The following is a 13,601-nucleotide window of genomic DNA, read 5'->3' on the forward strand; positions in this document are numbered from 1 at the left end:
CCCCTGTTAGCGAACCGCCGGCGCCGCTGCGTCGAACCCCATTCGCCAACTCACGGCCCGCGTCGCAGCCAGCAAGCGCTGCGCCGCCGGGCCGTTTTCGTCGGCGTGAAACAGTGAGGTCGGGCCGACGATGGTGATCACGGCGGCGATCTGTCCGACAGCGTTGAATACCGGGGCCGACAAGGCATCCACCCCCGGCATCAGCAAGCCATGCACATGATGCAAACCACGTTCGCGGATCTGCTCACACAACGTCGTGTAGGCGTGCTCGTCTTTTAAAGGATGATCGGCGACGGCGATTTCCTGCTCGCGCAATTCGTCAACTTCCCGATGGGGCAAGTAGGCGCTGAACACCAACCCCGTCGAAGAGCTGAGCAGCGGCAGCACTGAACCCAATTGCGTCACCACCGTCACCGCACGCACCGCCGGCTCGATGTGCACCACAGTGGCCCCCTGATTACCCCACACCGCGAGGAAACAGGTTTCGTTGAGTTCGTCGCGCAATTGGGCCAATGGCAGGGCCGCAACTTTCAGCACGTCCATACTGTTGAGTGCGGCCAGACCCACGCGCAGCGCTTCGCGGCCGAGGCCGTAATGGTTGGTGGCGGGGTTCTGTTCGGCAAATCCCGAGGCGATCAACGCTTGCAGGTAGCGGTGCACCTTGCTTGCGGGCATTTGTACGTGCTCGGCCAGGCGCGACAAGGAAGTGGCGGGCGACAACTCGGCCAGGGCCTTGAGGATGTCGGTGCCGACTTCGGCGGAGCGGACTTTCTGTTTGCCGTGACTGTCGCTGGTTTTTTCCATGATGCTGCCGGGTTCCGGAACGAATGGGCGTCTTTATAGCTTGACGCTGGATAGCGAGCAAATTACGTTATGCGTAATCGAATTACGATAAAAACAACCCCGGCGTGCCGAAACCTCTGAGCCAGAGCGATGGGCCATGCCGACTCCCTGTTCAGGAGGCTCCATGAACCTCGATTCAACCGTGTCGACGCTGACTTATCAGTCCGGTTTCGGCAACGAATTCAGCACTCAAGCGTTGCCCGATGCGCTGCCCGTCGGCCAGAACTCCCCGCAAAAAGCCCCGTACGGTCTCTACACCGAATTGTTTTCCGGTACCGCGTTCACCATGACCCGCAGTGAAGCCCGGCGTACCTGGATGTACCGAATTCAGCCATCGGCCAATCACCCGGCGTTCGTCAAACTTGAACGGCAACTGGCTGGCGGGCCGTTGGGCGAGGTGACCCCCAATCGTCTGCGCTGGAACCCGCTGGATATCCCCAGCGAGCCGACCGATTTCATCGACGGTCTGGTGAACATGGCCGCCAACGCCGGCGCCGATAAACCCGCTGGCATCAGCATCTACCACTACACCGCCAACCGCTCGATGGAGCGTGTGTTCTTCAACGCCGACGGCGAACTGCTGCTGGTGCCGCAACTCGGTCGTCTGCGCATCGCCACCGAACTGGGTGTGCTGGAAGTGGCACCGCTGGAAATCGCCGTGCTGCCACGCGGTTTGAAATTTCGCGTCGAACTGCTCGATCCGCAAGCACGCGGCTACATCGCCGAGAACCACGGCGCGCCGCTGCGCCTGCCGGATCTGGGGCCGATCGGTAGCAATGGCCTGGCCAACCCGCGGGATTTCCTGACCCCGGTCGCCGCTTACGAAAACCTTCAACAACCGACCACCCTGGTGCAGAAGTTCCTAGGGCAGTTGTGGGCCACCGAGCTCAATCATTCGCCGTTGAATGTGGTCGCCTGGCATGGCAACAACGTGCCGTACAAATATGATCTGCGCCGCTTCAACACCATCGGCACGGTCAGTTTCGATCACCCGGATCCGTCGATCTTCACCGTACTGACCTCGCCGACCAGCGTGCACGGTCTGGCCAACCTCGACTTCGTGATCTTCCCGCCGCGCTGGATGGTGGCCGAGAACACCTTCCGTCCGCCGTGGTTTCACCGCAACCTGATGAATGAATTCATGGGCCTGATCCAGGGCGAATACGACGCCAAGGCTGAAGGCTTTGTGCCTGGCGGCGCCTCGCTGCACAGCTGCATGAGCGCCCACGGCCCGGACGGTGAGACCTGCACCAAGGCCATCAACGCCGACCTCAAACCGGCGAAGATCGACAACACCATGGCCTTCATGTTCGAGACCAGTCAGGTGCTTCGCCCAAGCCGCTTCGCCCTCGACTGCCCACAACTGCAACCCCATTACGACGCCTGCTGGGCCACACTGCCCGCCACGTTCGACCCGACCCGGAGATAACCCATGACTCAGAATTCCATCACCCGCAGTTGGGTGGCGTCGGCCAACGACCACGCTGATTTTCCTCTGCAGAACCTGCCGCTCGGCGTGTTCAGTGTCGACGGTTCGGCGCCGCGCGCTGGCGTAGCGATTGGCGATCACGTCTTCGATCTGCAAGTGGCGCTTGAAGCCGGTCTGTTCGACGGCGCAGCGCGCAGTGCCGTTGAAGCCATGAAGGGCGGTTTGCTCAATGCGTTCTTCGAACTCGGTCGCCCGGCTCGCACTGCGCTGCGCCAGCGTCTGCTTGAATTGTTTGCAGAGGGCAGCACCGAGCGCGGCAACATCGAAGCCCAAGGGGCAACACTGCTGCCTTTGGCCGTGGACTGCCAGATGCATCTGCCGGCGCGCATCAGCGACTACACCGACTTCTACGTCGGCATCGAACACGCGCAGAACGTCGGCAAACTGTTCCGCCCCGACAACCCTCTGCTGCCCAACTACAAGCACGTACCGATCGGCTACCACGGTCGCGCCTCGACGGTGCGCGCCTCCGGCACCGACGTGCGCCGCCCCAAAGGCCAGACGCTGCCCGCCGGTCAGACCGAACCGACTTTTGGCCCGTGCGCTCGCTTGGACTATGAACTGGAACTGGGTATCTGGGTCGGTCAGGGCAATGAGATGGGCGACTCGATTGCCATCGGTGATGCGGCTGAGCACATCGCCGGTTTCTGCCTGCTCAACGACTGGTCGGCTCGCGACATTCAGGCGTGGGAATATCAGCCGCTGGGCCCGTTCCTGTCCAAGAGCTTCATCACCAGCGTCTCGCCGTGGGTGGTGACCGCCGAAGCGCTGGCGCCGTTCCGCACCGCGCAACCTGCGCGCCCGCAAGGTGATCCGCAGCCGCTGCCTTACCTGCTCGACAAACGCGATCAGGACGCTGGCGCCTTCGACATCGAGCTGCAAGTGTTGCTGCTTACCGAAGCCATGCGCGAGCAAAACCTGCCGGCCCATCGCCTGACACTGAGCAACACCCGCTACATGTACTGGACCGTCGCGCAAATGGTTGCGCACCACAGCGTCAACGGTTGCCAGTTGCAGGCCGGTGATCTGTTCGGCTCTGGCACTTTGTCCGGTCCTGAAAACGGTCAGTTCGGCAGCCTGCTGGAAATCACCGAGGGCGGCAAAAAGCCGATAGAACTGGCGTCCGGCGAAGTGCGCAAATTTCTTGAGGATGGCGACGAAATCATCCTGCGTGCGCGTTGTGCCCGTGACGGTTTTGCTTCCATCGGTTTTGGCGAATGCCGCGGCAAAGTGCTGGCGGCGCGCTGACAGGAGCGGCTCATGGATCTCTATACCTATTACCGTTCGACCTCGTCGTATCGGGTGCGGATCGCGCTCGCGCTCAAGGGGCTTGATTATCAGGCACTGCCGGTCAACCTGATTGCACCGTCCGGTGGCGAACATCGGCAAGCGGCGTATCTGGCGATCAATCCGCAGGGGCGGGTGCCGGCGTTGCGTACTGACGAAGGCGAACTGCTGATTCAGTCGCCGGCGATCATCGAATATCTGGAAGAGCGTTATCCACAGATGCCTCTGCTGCCCGAAGACCTTGCTACCCGTGCGCATGTGCGCGGCGTGGCGGCGGTGATCGGGTGCGATGTGCACCCGCTGCACAACGTCAGCGTGCTCAATCGTCTGCGTCAGTTGGGGCACGATGAGCCGCAGGTGGTGGAGTGGATCAGTCACTGGATCGGGCAGGGGCTGGCGACGGTGGAACAGTTGATCGGTGACAGCGGTTTCTGTTTCGGTGAGTGGCCATGCTTGGCGGACGTCTACCTGATCCCGCAGTTGTATGCCGCGCAGCGGTTCAATGTTTCGCTGCAGGCTTATCCGCGGATTCGCCGCGTGGCGGCATTGGCCGCTGAACATCCGGCGTTCATCAAGGCGCATCCCGCCAACCAGCCAGATACACCGTAAATTCCTGTGGGAGCGGGCTTGCTCGCGAAAGCACCGTGTCAGACACAGAGATTTTGACTGATACAGCGCATTCGCGAGCAAGCCCGCTCGCACAAGGGATCAGTGGACTATGGAATTGGGCGGGAGATGCCCGAGCCGTTCGGTCAGGCGCAAGCGCTGAATCGGGTCATCACTGAGCAGTAGCGCATGCTCCAGATCGAAGCGTTCGGCATTCGGGCAGTCGAGCCGCTGATAGAGACTGGCGCGGGCCAGGTAATCGGCGGCGTTGGCGTCGCCCAGTTCAAGCACGCGTTCGGCGTCGATCAGGGCCGCGATAAAGTCATCGTGAGACAGGTACAACTGGCGCAGGTTGCGTGACAAGCGTTGAAGCATCTGCACCGGCGTTGCAGTCAGCAGATGGTCGGCGTTGAGCTTCATGTTCGGGCCGTATTGGCGCTGCAACAGTTCTCGACAGTCGTTGGGGTACAGGCGTCGCCCCCCGCAGGGGTCAAGCAAGTGGTCGGCCCCGGGTACCCGGAGCAGGAAGTGCCCGGGAAAGTTGACCCCGGCCAGTGGAATTTCCAGCGCGCGCGCCAGTTCCAGGGCAATCAACGCCAACACCAAAGGCTGGCCGCGTCGGGTTTGCAGCACTTTGTGCAACAACGCGGCTTGTGGGCGCAGCGGGAGGAAGTCGTCCTGAGCGAAGCCTAGCTCTGTCATCCGCCGTAATAGCGGCTGTGCCAGTTCGCTGACCGGCAGCATCGGCAAGCCATAGCTGACCCGCTGCTGCAACTCCTTGAAGTCCTGCATAAGCGCCTCGGGATTGACCGTTTTATCGTGTTCGGCCGCGATCCACAGCGCGGTCTCGAACAGGGCAGGCGGTGAACGTTGCAGACACTCGAAAAAACGTTGGCGCGCACTCATCAGGATCTCCGGGTAATGCCCCGTTTTAGCCCCGTCCATGCCATTCGTCCAGTGCCTGGCTGCGCCAATCTGGGGTTATGCCGCAAATCCAGTGTCAGCGCGGGTGCTTATTCCGGTGCGCTGCAGCAATTTTCGGGCGCAAGCCTATACTGGCGTTCTACAAGAAGTGATTCGGGAGCCCAACGATGTTTGCGCTCATGCAAAGCACTCGCCTGGAATCGCTGCACCTGAGCGTTGATCCGGTCTCCGGGTTGAAGGCGGTCATTGCCATCCATAACAGTCGCCTCGGGCCAGCCCTTGGCGGATGTCGTTATCTTGCCTATCCCAATGACGAATCAGCCGTTGAGGACGCCATTCGTCTCGCTCAGGGCATGAGCTACAAAGCTGCGCTGGCCGGGCTGCCGCAGGGCGGAGGCGTGGCGGTGATCGTGCGCCCGGTGCATGTGGAAAATCGCGGGACGTTATTTGAAGCCTTCGGCCGCTGCATTGATCAACTCGACGGTCGCTACATCACCGCCATCGACAGTGGCACTTGCGTGGCGGACATGGATTGCATCGCCCAGCAGACGCAGCATGTCACCAGCACCACCTCGGCCGGCGACCCCGCGCCACACGCGGCCATGGGCGTGTTCGCCGGAATTCGGGCCACCGCCATGGCGCGGTTGGGCAGCGATAACCTCGAAGGCCTGCGCGTGGCGATTCAGGGTTTGGGCAATGTCGGTTACGCACTGGCCGAGCAGCTTCACGCGGCGGGCGCCGAACTGCTGGTCAGCGACATTGACCACGGCAAGGTGCAACTGGCGATGGAGCAACTCAACGCCCATCCAATCGCCAACGATGCGCTGCTCTGCACGCCTTGCGACATTCTGGCGCCGTGTGGGCTGGGCGGTGTGCTCAACAGTCACACGGTCACGCAACTGCGTTGCTCGGCGGTAGCGGGTTCTGCGAACAATCAGCTGACGCATCTGGACGTGGCGGATCAACTGGAGCGGCGCGGGATTCTGTATGCCCCCGATTACGTGATCAATGCCGGCGGCCTGATCTACGTTTCACTGAAGCATCGCGGCGAAGAGTTGCCGACGATCACTGCGCATCTGTCGAAAATCAGCTCGCGGCTGACTGAAGTGTTTGCCCATGCCCAGGCGGAAAAACGCTCACCGGCGAGGGTGGCCGATGAGTTGGCGGAGAAAGTGTTGTATCGCTGAGTTTCATCGGCATGAAAAAGGCCCTGAGCCATTCGACTCAGGGCCTATTCAATTCGGGCATTGATTACTTCGCAGCTTTCACCGCTTTTGCCGGTTTCAAGGGCGCTTCGGCAGATTCCTCGGCCTCGGCTTTCTCGACCGGCTCAGCCGGTGCATTGATCAGCTCCGAGAGTGCATCAGGCTGGCTCTTGAACGCCCGGGCGAACACATCGCGGTTCTTCGCCATGTAGATCCCGGCTTCTTCCACTTGCTGCTCAGTCATGGACGGAACGGCTTTTTGCAACACATCGGCCAGATATTCGGCCAGTTCGAGCATTTTGTCATGACGGTCAGCTTCGGCTTTATCCATGAACAAGCGCTCCAGATCTCGGCTGCTGCGGTATACCACTTCGACGGCCATTCACCACCTCACATGCCTTCACGTTAAGTTGTCTTCACGACTACTGTATCCATATACAGCGAAAAGGATAAGCGAATCCCTGCGCCATGGGTAGTGGCTTTTCAATGTAGACCGAATTCAGGGTTTGTCAGCCTTGCGCAGGCACTGCGACGAAACGCCACGGCGCGCGCTTCGTGGCACCTCGCCATGATGGCGTGGCCTCTTTTCTGCATGAAACCCAAAGCATGCAGAAAAACGTCATGTCCAACACGCATCATCCGCTCGAATCGGGCTAAGGAACATCATCGTGAAAATCAACTGGGCCGAGAAACTGCGGCAAAACGTGCATCAACTGGCCGAGTCCCTGGGCAACCTGTTCGTCGAAACTTTCCACTACCTGGCGCTGTTCGCCATCGGGGCGGTGACGGCGTGGGCGGCGGTGATGGAGTTTCTCGGGATGCTCGAAGAGGGGCATATCAAGATTGATGACATTCTGTTGCTGTTCATCTATCTGGAACTGGGCGCGATGGTCGGGATTTACTTCAAGACCAACCACATGCCGGTGCGCTTTCTGATCTACGTGGCGATCACCGCACTGACCCGTCTGCTGATCTCCAACGTCTCGCACCACAACCCTCCGGACATGGGCATCATCTACCTGTGCGGCGGGATTTTGCTGCTGGCGTTTTCGATTCTGGTGGTGCGTTACGCCTCGTCGCAATTTCCTTCGGTGAAAATCGACAAGCCGCAACGCAAGCTCGGAGCAGGTTCCGGTGAACACCCTGAGATCGAGAAGGGCGAGCTTTAAAGCCCGGCAGCCTGCCGAGGCTCACCGCTGATTCGCTGCGGTGGCGGGGTCAGGCCGTCGCCGCGGGTCATCGCTTCAAGGATCGCCATGGCACTGTGGCCTTGTTCGATGGCGATGCCGAACTGGATGCTTTGCACCAGACGCTTGAGGCGTTTGGGGTCGTTGCGTTGTTCGGTGCTGATCATGCGTTTGGCCACGATGCGGCCGCTGTTGGACAGGGTCAGCATGATGCTGCCATCCAGGCCCTGAATGCTCAGGTTGATCTGATAGTCCGGCGCGAAGGCATCGGTAATGATCTGAAAAGGATTGTCCATGATGCGTCACCGCCTGATTGAACGTGCAGTTGTTGACCGGCCGCGATCGGGTTGGTTCGCCCATCCAGACCACCGGCCATTCCGTGGCCATTTCGCCATATCGCTTTATGCAAGTGCTGTAGCAAGGGCTATGCCGGAATAATTGTCGAACAATGAACACGGACAAAAACAAGGCGAGCCATGGGCTCGCCTTGTTCATTGACGTCCTGTTTCAGGGCAGGAACGCGTCGATGATCGCTGACAGTGCAGTCAGGCTGATCAGCATTCCACCCAGTTCACCGCCAGGCCACCCCGTGAAGTCTCTTTGTATTTGTCGTGCATGTCGGCGCCGGTATCGCGCATGGTGCGGATCACCCGGTCGAGGGAAATGAAGTGGTTACCGTCACCGCGCAGGGCCATTTGCGTGGCGTTGATCGCCTTCACTGCGGCGATGGCGTTGCGCTCGATACAGGGCACTTGCACCAGCCCGCCGACCGGATCGCAGGTCAGGCCCAGGTTGTGTTCGAGGCCGATCTCGGCGGCGTTCTCCAGTTGCTCCGGGGTGGCGCCGAGCACGTCGGCCAGGCCGGCAGCGGCCATCGCGCAGGCGGAACCGACCTCGCCCTGACAGCCGACTTCGGCGCCGGAAATCGAGGCGTTTTTCTTACACAAAATGCCGACAGCGGCGGCGCTCAGGAAGAAAACGACGACGTCATCGTCGGACGCGTCCGGGTTGAATTTCATGTAGTAGTGCAGAACCGCAGGAATGATCCCGGCGGCGCCGTTGGTCGGTGCGGTAACCATGCGCCCGCCCGCGGCGTTTTCTTCGTTGACGGCGAGGGCGAACAGGTTGACCCACTCCATCGCCGACAGCGTCGAGCTGATGACATTCGGTTTGCCGATTTCCAGCAGACTACGGTGCAGTTTTGCCGCGCGGCGCGGCACATTGAGACCGCCGGGCAACAGGCCTTCGTGGCGCAGGCCTTGCTCGACGCATTCGCGCATCACCGACCAGATGTGCAGCAGGCCCTGACGAATTTCGGTGTCGCTGCGCCAGGCCCGTTCATTGGCCATCATCAGCTCGAAAACCCGCAGGTTGTGCTGCTTGCACAGCGACAACAGTTCGGCGGCGCTGGAAAAGTCGTACGGCAATACCACGTCGCTGGCCGGCGCCACGCCGGATTCGGCTTCTGCCGCTTCGATGATGAAACCGCCACCGACCGAGTAGTACGTTTGCGTAAACAGTGCAGCGCTTTCGCCAAAGGCTGTCAGGGACATGGCGTTGGGATGGTAGGGCAGGCTCTCGTCGAGCAGCAGGAGATCGCGTTGCCAGTTGAAGGCAATTGACCGCTGGCCGGCGAGGGACAGTTGGCCGGTCTCGCGCAGTTGCTGGATGCGTGGGTCGATGGTCGACGGATCGATGCTGTCTGGCCACTCGCCCATCAGGCCCATGACCGTGGCGCGGTCGGTGGCGTGGCCGACGCCTGTGGCGGACAACGAACCGTACAAGCGGATTTCCACGCGTTGCACATCGTTGAGCCAATGCTCGTCGATCAGTGCCTGAGTGAAGGTTGCAGCAGCGCGCATCGGGCCGACGGTGTGGGAACTGGACGGGCCGATGCCGACTTTGAATAGATCGAAAACACTGATAGCCATGCTAAAGCCTTACAAGCAATGGTGTAGGAATCGCTGCCATTTTTTGTAGGCCAAGCGCAAGGTCGGCGATACTGCCTACCTCGGTCTTGTGTGACCAACGAAATTTCCTAAGACAGCCTTTAGCAGGACTAAACGATGAGTCGTCAATTGCATGCCCAGACTTACGTCTGGCTGCAGGTGTTTTCCTGTGCCGCGCGGCACCTGTCCTTCACTCGCTGTGCAGAAGAACTGCACATCACGCCGGGGGCGGTCAGCCAGCAGATTCGTCAACTGGAGGAGCGTCTTGGTTTGCGTTTGTTTCATCGTCGTGCGCGAGGGGTGGAACTGAGCGCCGAAGGGCAGCGGTTGGCGATGACGGTCAACGAGGCCTACGGCAGCATCGACGCCGAATTGCGGCGCCTGGATGCGGGGATGATCAGTGGGGTTTTGCGGCTGCGTTCGATTCCGTCGTTCCTCAGCAAATGGCTGACGCCGCGCCTGCCACGCTTGCAGCAACGATACCCGGACATCCAGTTGCGGCTGGTGGCTGAAGACAGCAGTGTGCCGCTGCACGAGGGCGATTTCGATCTGGCGATCGATCTGAACGACGGCAGTTACCCGGGATTGTTATCCACAGCCTTGCTCGATGAGCAGATTTTCCCGGTGTGCGCGCCGAGCCTGCTGCGCGGGCGTCCGCCGCTGCATGGGCCGGCGGATCTGGGGCATTTTCCGTTGCTGCACGACATCACCGCCTGGCGCGGCAGTTATGAATATGCGGAATGGGAGTTTTATTTGAACGCGATCGGCTTCGAGGGCGCGGACGTGCGACGAGGGCATACCTTCAATCGCAACCACCTGACCATCGAAGCGGCCATCGCCGGTATGGGGGTGGCGATTGCCCGGCGCACGCTGCTCAACGATGAGCTGGAGCGGGGCACGTTGATGGTGCCGTTCGGGCTGTCGGTGCCCAATCACAAACGTTACATGTTGCTGTATGCGCCGGGGGCGTTGAGCCATCCTGGCGTGCGTGCAGTGCACGATTGGCTGGTGGAGGAGGCGGGGATTTTTCGCAGTTTGCACCCGTTGAACGAGGGCAATTGTGAGTAAATCTTGCAGGATGACGAGTCGACCCAACTCCCGACATTATCAGTGACTTGCTCGGTTGTCCGGCTTTTTTTGCGAATGAATATTTATCTTTTTTCAGGGGTTGAAATGTTCGTCAGTCGGGCCGATTGTTGTAATCAAGGGGTCACGAAATCCTGATCAAGGCCTCTTGCGAGCTAGCTGAAATAAGGGATGAACTATGCAAATCCAAGTCAACAGTGATAACCATATTCAAAGCAGTAAACGACTGGAGGAGTGGGTACGTACAACCATTGAGAGCACGCTCGACCGTTATGAAGAAGACCTGACCCGTGTCGAAGTCCATCTGAGCGACGAGAACGGTGACAAACCTGGTCCCCATGACATGCGCTGCCAACTGGAGGCGCGGCCAAAAGGCCATCAACCGATTTCCGTCACCCACAAAGCCGATACGCTGGACCAAGCGATCGATGGTGCAGCCGAAAAACTGGAGCATGCGCTGGATCACCTTTTCGGCAAACTGCGGGGCAAACCACGCGCTGCTGTGGTGCCATTTAGCAAGGCGAATGACGCACTGCTGGAGGAAGAATTTCTTGAGAATGAACAGGCAGCGATCAACAGTTGATACGCTGATTTTTTAAGCCATCCCCAGAAAACGGGCCTGCGAAAGCAGGCCCGTTTTGTTTTCAGCGCATTTTGCCAAGGCAAGCCACGGCCCGGCTTGCCAATTGAACGGGTAAAACCCTGCGCCGGCAATCAGATGCTTTTGCGTATGAGAATATTTATCATTAGTATTGCTCGCCTGTTGGTTCGGCTTGTCGGCCGAGCGTTTTCCGTTTCAGGGTCGAAACATGAAAGGCAAACTTGCCACTCTCCCCATGTCCTATCGTCTGGCCGTTACCTCACGGGTGTTGGCCGCGGTGTTCGGCGGCTATCTGGTTGCGGCGCTGGCCAGCGTGACCTTGACGATGTGGCTGCCACTGAGCCGTGCTGAAGCCGTGGTCACCGGCATGACCCTCTCGTTTCTGGTCTATCTGGTCGCTGTGCTCTGGTGCTTTGCCTGTCGCACGGCGTGGTCGGCATGGGTTGGCTTGCTGGTGCCGAGCGTGATTCTGGCGACCATTTGCGGCGCGGCACGTGGGTTGGGTTTTGCATGAAAGAGGGTTTTCGTCAGGCCATGGCCTGGCTGCACACGTGGGCCGGACTGCTGTTCGGCTGGCTGTTGTTCGCGATTTTTCTGACGGGAACCCTGGCTTATTTCAAGGATGAAATCAGTCACTGGATGCAGCCGGAAATCCCCGCGCGGCCAATCAATGCCGAGGCAAGCCTGAGCCTGGCCCAGGATTATCTGCAACAACACGCTGCGGGTGCCTCACGTTGGCTGATCGACTTGCCCGATGCTCGCGATCCCGGCTTGACCGTGCGCTGGCAGCAGGCACCTGCGAAGCCTGGCGAGCGCGGCCGCTTTGAATCCAAAACCCTCGACGCGCAAACCGGCACCGAAGTGCTGGGCCGCCAAAGCATGGGCGGCGAGTTCTTCTACCGTTTCCACTTCCAGCTACAAATGCCATACCCGTGGGGCCGCTGGCTGGCGACGATCGCCGCGATGGTGATGTTCGTCGCGTTGATCACCGGGATCATCACCCACAAGAAAATCTTCAAGGACTTCTTCACGTTTCGCCCGCGCAAGGGCCAGCGTTCCTGGCTCGACGGACATAACGCCGTGGGCGTGCTGGTGTTGCCGTTTCACTTGATGATCACCTACAGCAGTCTGGTGATTTTCATGTCGATGGTCATGCCCGCGAGCATTAAGGCGTCTTACGGCGGCGACGTGCGGTCGTTTTACGATGAGGTGTTTCCCGCCTCGAAGGCGCCGGAACGGGCCAATGTCCCTGCTGCACTGGCACCCATGGCACCCTTGTTGGCCAAGGCCAGTGCGCAATGGTCCGGTGGCCGCACCACGCGGCTAACGGTGAATAACCCAGGGGATGAGAATGCCTCTGTGGTGCTCTCGCGTGCTGGTGACCGTGTGGTGCACGATTTCGGCAGCGCAGTGACCTTCAATGGCGTTACCGGAAAAATGCTCGGGCGCACACCGGCTCAACCCGTGGCGATGGAGGTGAGCGGCACTTTCTATGGTTTGCACATGGGCCACTTTGCCGGGCCGGTGCTGCGCTGGCTGTATTTCATTTGTGGTTTGGCCGGCACGGCGATGATCGGCACTGGGCTGGTGATCTGGCTCGGCAAGCGCCAGCTCAAACACGCCAAAAGCGGTGTTATGCCGTTCGAGTTGCGGCTGGTTGAAGTGCTGAACGTTGCCAGCATGGCAGGGTTGCTGACGGCGGTTGCGGTGTACTTTCTGGCCAATCGGCTGTTGCCAGTGGCTTTGACCGGGCGGGCAGATTGGGAAGTGAATGCGTTTTTCATCGCTTGGGGATTGAGCCTGGCGCATGCGCTATTGCGTGTCGGGCGCAAGGCATGGATCGATCAGCTCGTGCTGGGTGCTGCACTGTTTATGGCGGTGCCGCTGATCAATGCGCTGACCACGCCATGGAATCTCGGCGTAACGCTGAGGCAGGGCGATTGGGCAATGGCCGGGTTTGATCTGACGTGTCTCGCCGCTGGGTTATTCCTGGCTTGGGCCGCATGGAAAATGCAGCGCGCCGGCAACACCGCCAGCGTTAAAAAAACGCGCCGCGAAACGTCTCGACCGATCACGCTTGAACAAGGGGCGAACTGATGCTGCTGGCGCTGTTGCTTTGTTACGCCGGGTTCACGGCGCTTTGCCTGTCGATGCCTCGACATCACGATGAACTGCTCGGCCACAAACCCTCTGCCCGACGCCGTCGTGGCCTGATGCTGGCGGGAGGGTTGCTGTTGTGTGTATCGCTTTGGGCGGCGGTGACGGCCAACGGCTGGAGTTTCGGTCTGGTCGACTGGGTCGCGGTGTTGATGATCAGTGCGTTGACGCTGGTGCTGTTGCTGCCGTATCGACCGCGACTCGCAATGGCGCTGGCCGGGATGAGCCTGTTGGCCAGTCCGGTTGCCGCATGGGCGCAGGGCTGAC

Annotated in this window: 14 protein-coding genes and 1 pseudogene; 10 read left to right on the forward strand and 5 right to left on the reverse strand. The window is 60.1% G+C overall.

All coding sequences use genetic code 11. The features are described from left to right. Positions 1-6 precede the first annotated feature (6 nt). The gene (locus tag AACY50_RS10270; RefSeq protein ID WP_339538530.1) at positions 7-804 is read right to left on the reverse strand and encodes an IclR family transcriptional regulator; all 798 of its coding nucleotides are present in this window, start codon (positions 802-804) and stop codon (positions 7-9) included. A 163-nt stretch (positions 805-967) separates the two neighbouring features. Between AACY50_RS10270 and hmgA the strand changes: the two genes are divergently transcribed. Genes hmgA through maiA form a run of 3 tightly spaced genes read left to right on the forward strand, consistent with a single transcriptional unit; the run spans position 968 to position 4,228 of the window. Continuing rightward, positions 968-2,272: a homogentisate 1,2-dioxygenase gene (gene hmgA / locus AACY50_RS10275; protein WP_339432038.1), complete on the forward strand. Its 1,305-nt coding sequence runs from the start codon at positions 968-970 to the stop codon at positions 2,270-2,272. Positions 2,273-2,275: 3 nt separating this feature from the next. Next, positions 2,276-3,580 (forward strand): fumarylacetoacetase, encoded by a 1,305-nt coding sequence (gene fahA, locus AACY50_RS10280; protein WP_339432039.1) that lies wholly within the window; start codon positions 2,276-2,278, stop codon positions 3,578-3,580. A gap of 12 nt (positions 3,581-3,592) precedes the next feature. Next, on the forward strand, positions 3,593-4,228 hold the full coding sequence (maiA, locus tag AACY50_RS10285) for a maleylacetoacetate isomerase (RefSeq protein WP_339432040.1): 636 nt from the start codon (positions 3,593-3,595) through the stop codon (positions 4,226-4,228). 99 nt (positions 4,229-4,327) lie between these two features. On the opposite strand, the gene AACY50_RS10290 is transcribed toward maiA, so the two are convergent. Beyond that, positions 4,328-5,131, reverse strand: coding sequence for a SirB1 family protein (locus AACY50_RS10290; protein WP_339432041.1), 804 nt, complete (start codon positions 5,129-5,131; stop codon positions 4,328-4,330). A 185-nt stretch (positions 5,132-5,316) separates the two neighbouring features. Here AACY50_RS10290 and AACY50_RS10295 point away from each other — a divergent pair, with 185 nt between their 5' ends. Continuing rightward, positions 5,317-6,336 (forward strand): Glu/Leu/Phe/Val dehydrogenase family protein, encoded by a 1,020-nt coding sequence (locus AACY50_RS10295; protein WP_339432042.1) that lies wholly within the window; start codon positions 5,317-5,319, stop codon positions 6,334-6,336. A 145-nt stretch (positions 6,337-6,481) separates the two neighbouring features. On the opposite strand, the pseudogene AACY50_RS10300 reads toward AACY50_RS10295, so the two are convergent. After that, positions 6,482-6,736: pseudogene (locus AACY50_RS10300) on the reverse strand (YebG family protein); the annotation flags it as partial. A 286-nt stretch (positions 6,737-7,022) separates the two neighbouring features. Between AACY50_RS10300 and AACY50_RS10305 the strand changes: the two are divergent. After that, entirely contained in the window at positions 7,023-7,523 is a 501-nt protein-coding gene (locus AACY50_RS10305) for a phosphate-starvation-inducible protein PsiE (protein WP_339432043.1), read from the forward strand. On the opposite strand, the gene AACY50_RS10310 is transcribed toward AACY50_RS10305, so the two are convergent. Next, entirely contained in the window at positions 7,520-7,837 is a 318-nt protein-coding gene (locus AACY50_RS10310) for a DUF3509 domain-containing protein (RefSeq protein ID WP_339494769.1), read from the reverse strand. The two genes, AACY50_RS10305 and AACY50_RS10310, sit on opposite strands and share 4 nt — an antisense overlap. A 258-nt stretch (positions 7,838-8,095) precedes the next feature. After that, positions 8,096-9,472, reverse strand: coding sequence for an L-serine ammonia-lyase (locus AACY50_RS10315; protein ID WP_339432044.1), 1,377 nt, complete (start codon positions 9,470-9,472; stop codon positions 8,096-8,098). Positions 9,473-9,607: 135 nt separating this feature from the next. On the opposite strand from AACY50_RS10315, the gene AACY50_RS10320 reads away from it, so the two are divergent. The 5 genes from AACY50_RS10320 to AACY50_RS10340 all read left to right on the forward strand — a co-directional run bounded on the left by AACY50_RS10320 (position 9,608) and on the right by AACY50_RS10340 (position 13,600). Beyond that, complete coding sequence (locus AACY50_RS10320) at positions 9,608-10,558, forward strand: LysR substrate-binding domain-containing protein (protein ID WP_339432045.1); 951 nt, start codon at positions 9,608-9,610, stop codon at positions 10,556-10,558. Positions 10,559-10,754: 196 nt separating this feature from the next. Beyond that, positions 10,755-11,159: an HPF/RaiA family ribosome-associated protein gene (locus AACY50_RS10325; RefSeq protein WP_339538531.1), complete on the forward strand. Its 405-nt coding sequence runs from the start codon at positions 10,755-10,757 to the stop codon at positions 11,157-11,159. Between the two features lie 226 nt (positions 11,160-11,385). Continuing rightward, positions 11,386-11,691, forward strand: coding sequence for a DUF3649 domain-containing protein (locus AACY50_RS10330; RefSeq protein WP_339432046.1), 306 nt, complete (start codon positions 11,386-11,388; stop codon positions 11,689-11,691). Further along, entirely contained in the window at positions 11,688-13,274 is a 1,587-nt protein-coding gene (locus AACY50_RS10335; RefSeq protein WP_339538532.1) for a PepSY-associated TM helix domain-containing protein, read from the forward strand. The genes AACY50_RS10330 and AACY50_RS10335 overlap by 4 nt, the downstream gene beginning before the upstream one ends. Then, positions 13,274-13,600 (forward strand): DUF3325 domain-containing protein, encoded by a 327-nt coding sequence (locus AACY50_RS10340; protein ID WP_221729976.1) that lies wholly within the window; start codon positions 13,274-13,276, stop codon positions 13,598-13,600. Before AACY50_RS10335 ends, AACY50_RS10340 begins: the two co-directional genes overlap by 1 nt. Position 13,601: the final 1 nt, after the last annotated feature.

Origin of the sequence: Pseudomonas sp. RA_15y_Pfl2_54 (assembly GCF_963971015.1) — a bacterium.
In the GTDB taxonomy this organism is placed as follows: domain Bacteria; phylum Pseudomonadota; class Gammaproteobacteria; order Pseudomonadales; family Pseudomonadaceae; genus Aquipseudomonas; species Aquipseudomonas baetica_A.

What these genes read in the sequence shown, in the direction of transcription:
- AACY50_RS10270 (WP_339538530.1), bottom strand. Translation starts at nt 804, where the DNA reads ATGGAAAAAACCAGCGACAGTCACGGCAAACAGAAAGTCCGCTCCGCC.
- hmgA (WP_339432038.1), top strand. Translation starts at nt 968, where the DNA reads ATGAACCTCGATTCAACCGTGTCGACGCTGACTTATCAGTCCGGTTTC.
- fahA (WP_339432039.1), top strand. Translation starts at nt 2,276, where the DNA reads ATGACTCAGAATTCCATCACCCGCAGTTGGGTGGCGTCGGCCAACGAC.
- maiA (WP_339432040.1), top strand. Translation starts at nt 3,593, where the DNA reads ATGGATCTCTATACCTATTACCGTTCGACCTCGTCGTATCGGGTGCGG.
- AACY50_RS10290 (WP_339432041.1), bottom strand. Translation starts at nt 5,131, where the DNA reads ATGAGTGCGCGCCAACGTTTTTTCGAGTGTCTGCAACGTTCACCGCCT.
- AACY50_RS10295 (WP_339432042.1), top strand. Translation starts at nt 5,317, where the DNA reads ATGTTTGCGCTCATGCAAAGCACTCGCCTGGAATCGCTGCACCTGAGC.
- AACY50_RS10310 (WP_339494769.1), bottom strand. Translation starts at nt 7,837, where the DNA reads ATGGACAATCCTTTTCAGATCATTACCGATGCCTTCGCGCCGGACTAT.
- AACY50_RS10315 (WP_339432044.1), bottom strand. Translation starts at nt 9,472, where the DNA reads ATGGCTATCAGTGTTTTCGATCTATTCAAAGTCGGCATCGGCCCGTCC.
- AACY50_RS10320 (WP_339432045.1), top strand. Translation starts at nt 9,608, where the DNA reads ATGAGTCGTCAATTGCATGCCCAGACTTACGTCTGGCTGCAGGTGTTT.
- AACY50_RS10325 (WP_339538531.1), top strand. Translation starts at nt 10,755, where the DNA reads ATGCAAATCCAAGTCAACAGTGATAACCATATTCAAAGCAGTAAACGA.
- AACY50_RS10330 (WP_339432046.1), top strand. Translation starts at nt 11,386, where the DNA reads ATGAAAGGCAAACTTGCCACTCTCCCCATGTCCTATCGTCTGGCCGTT.
- AACY50_RS10335 (WP_339538532.1), top strand. Translation starts at nt 11,688, where the DNA reads ATGAAAGAGGGTTTTCGTCAGGCCATGGCCTGGCTGCACACGTGGGCC.
- AACY50_RS10340 (WP_221729976.1), top strand. Translation starts at nt 13,274, where the DNA reads ATGCTGCTGGCGCTGTTGCTTTGTTACGCCGGGTTCACGGCGCTTTGC.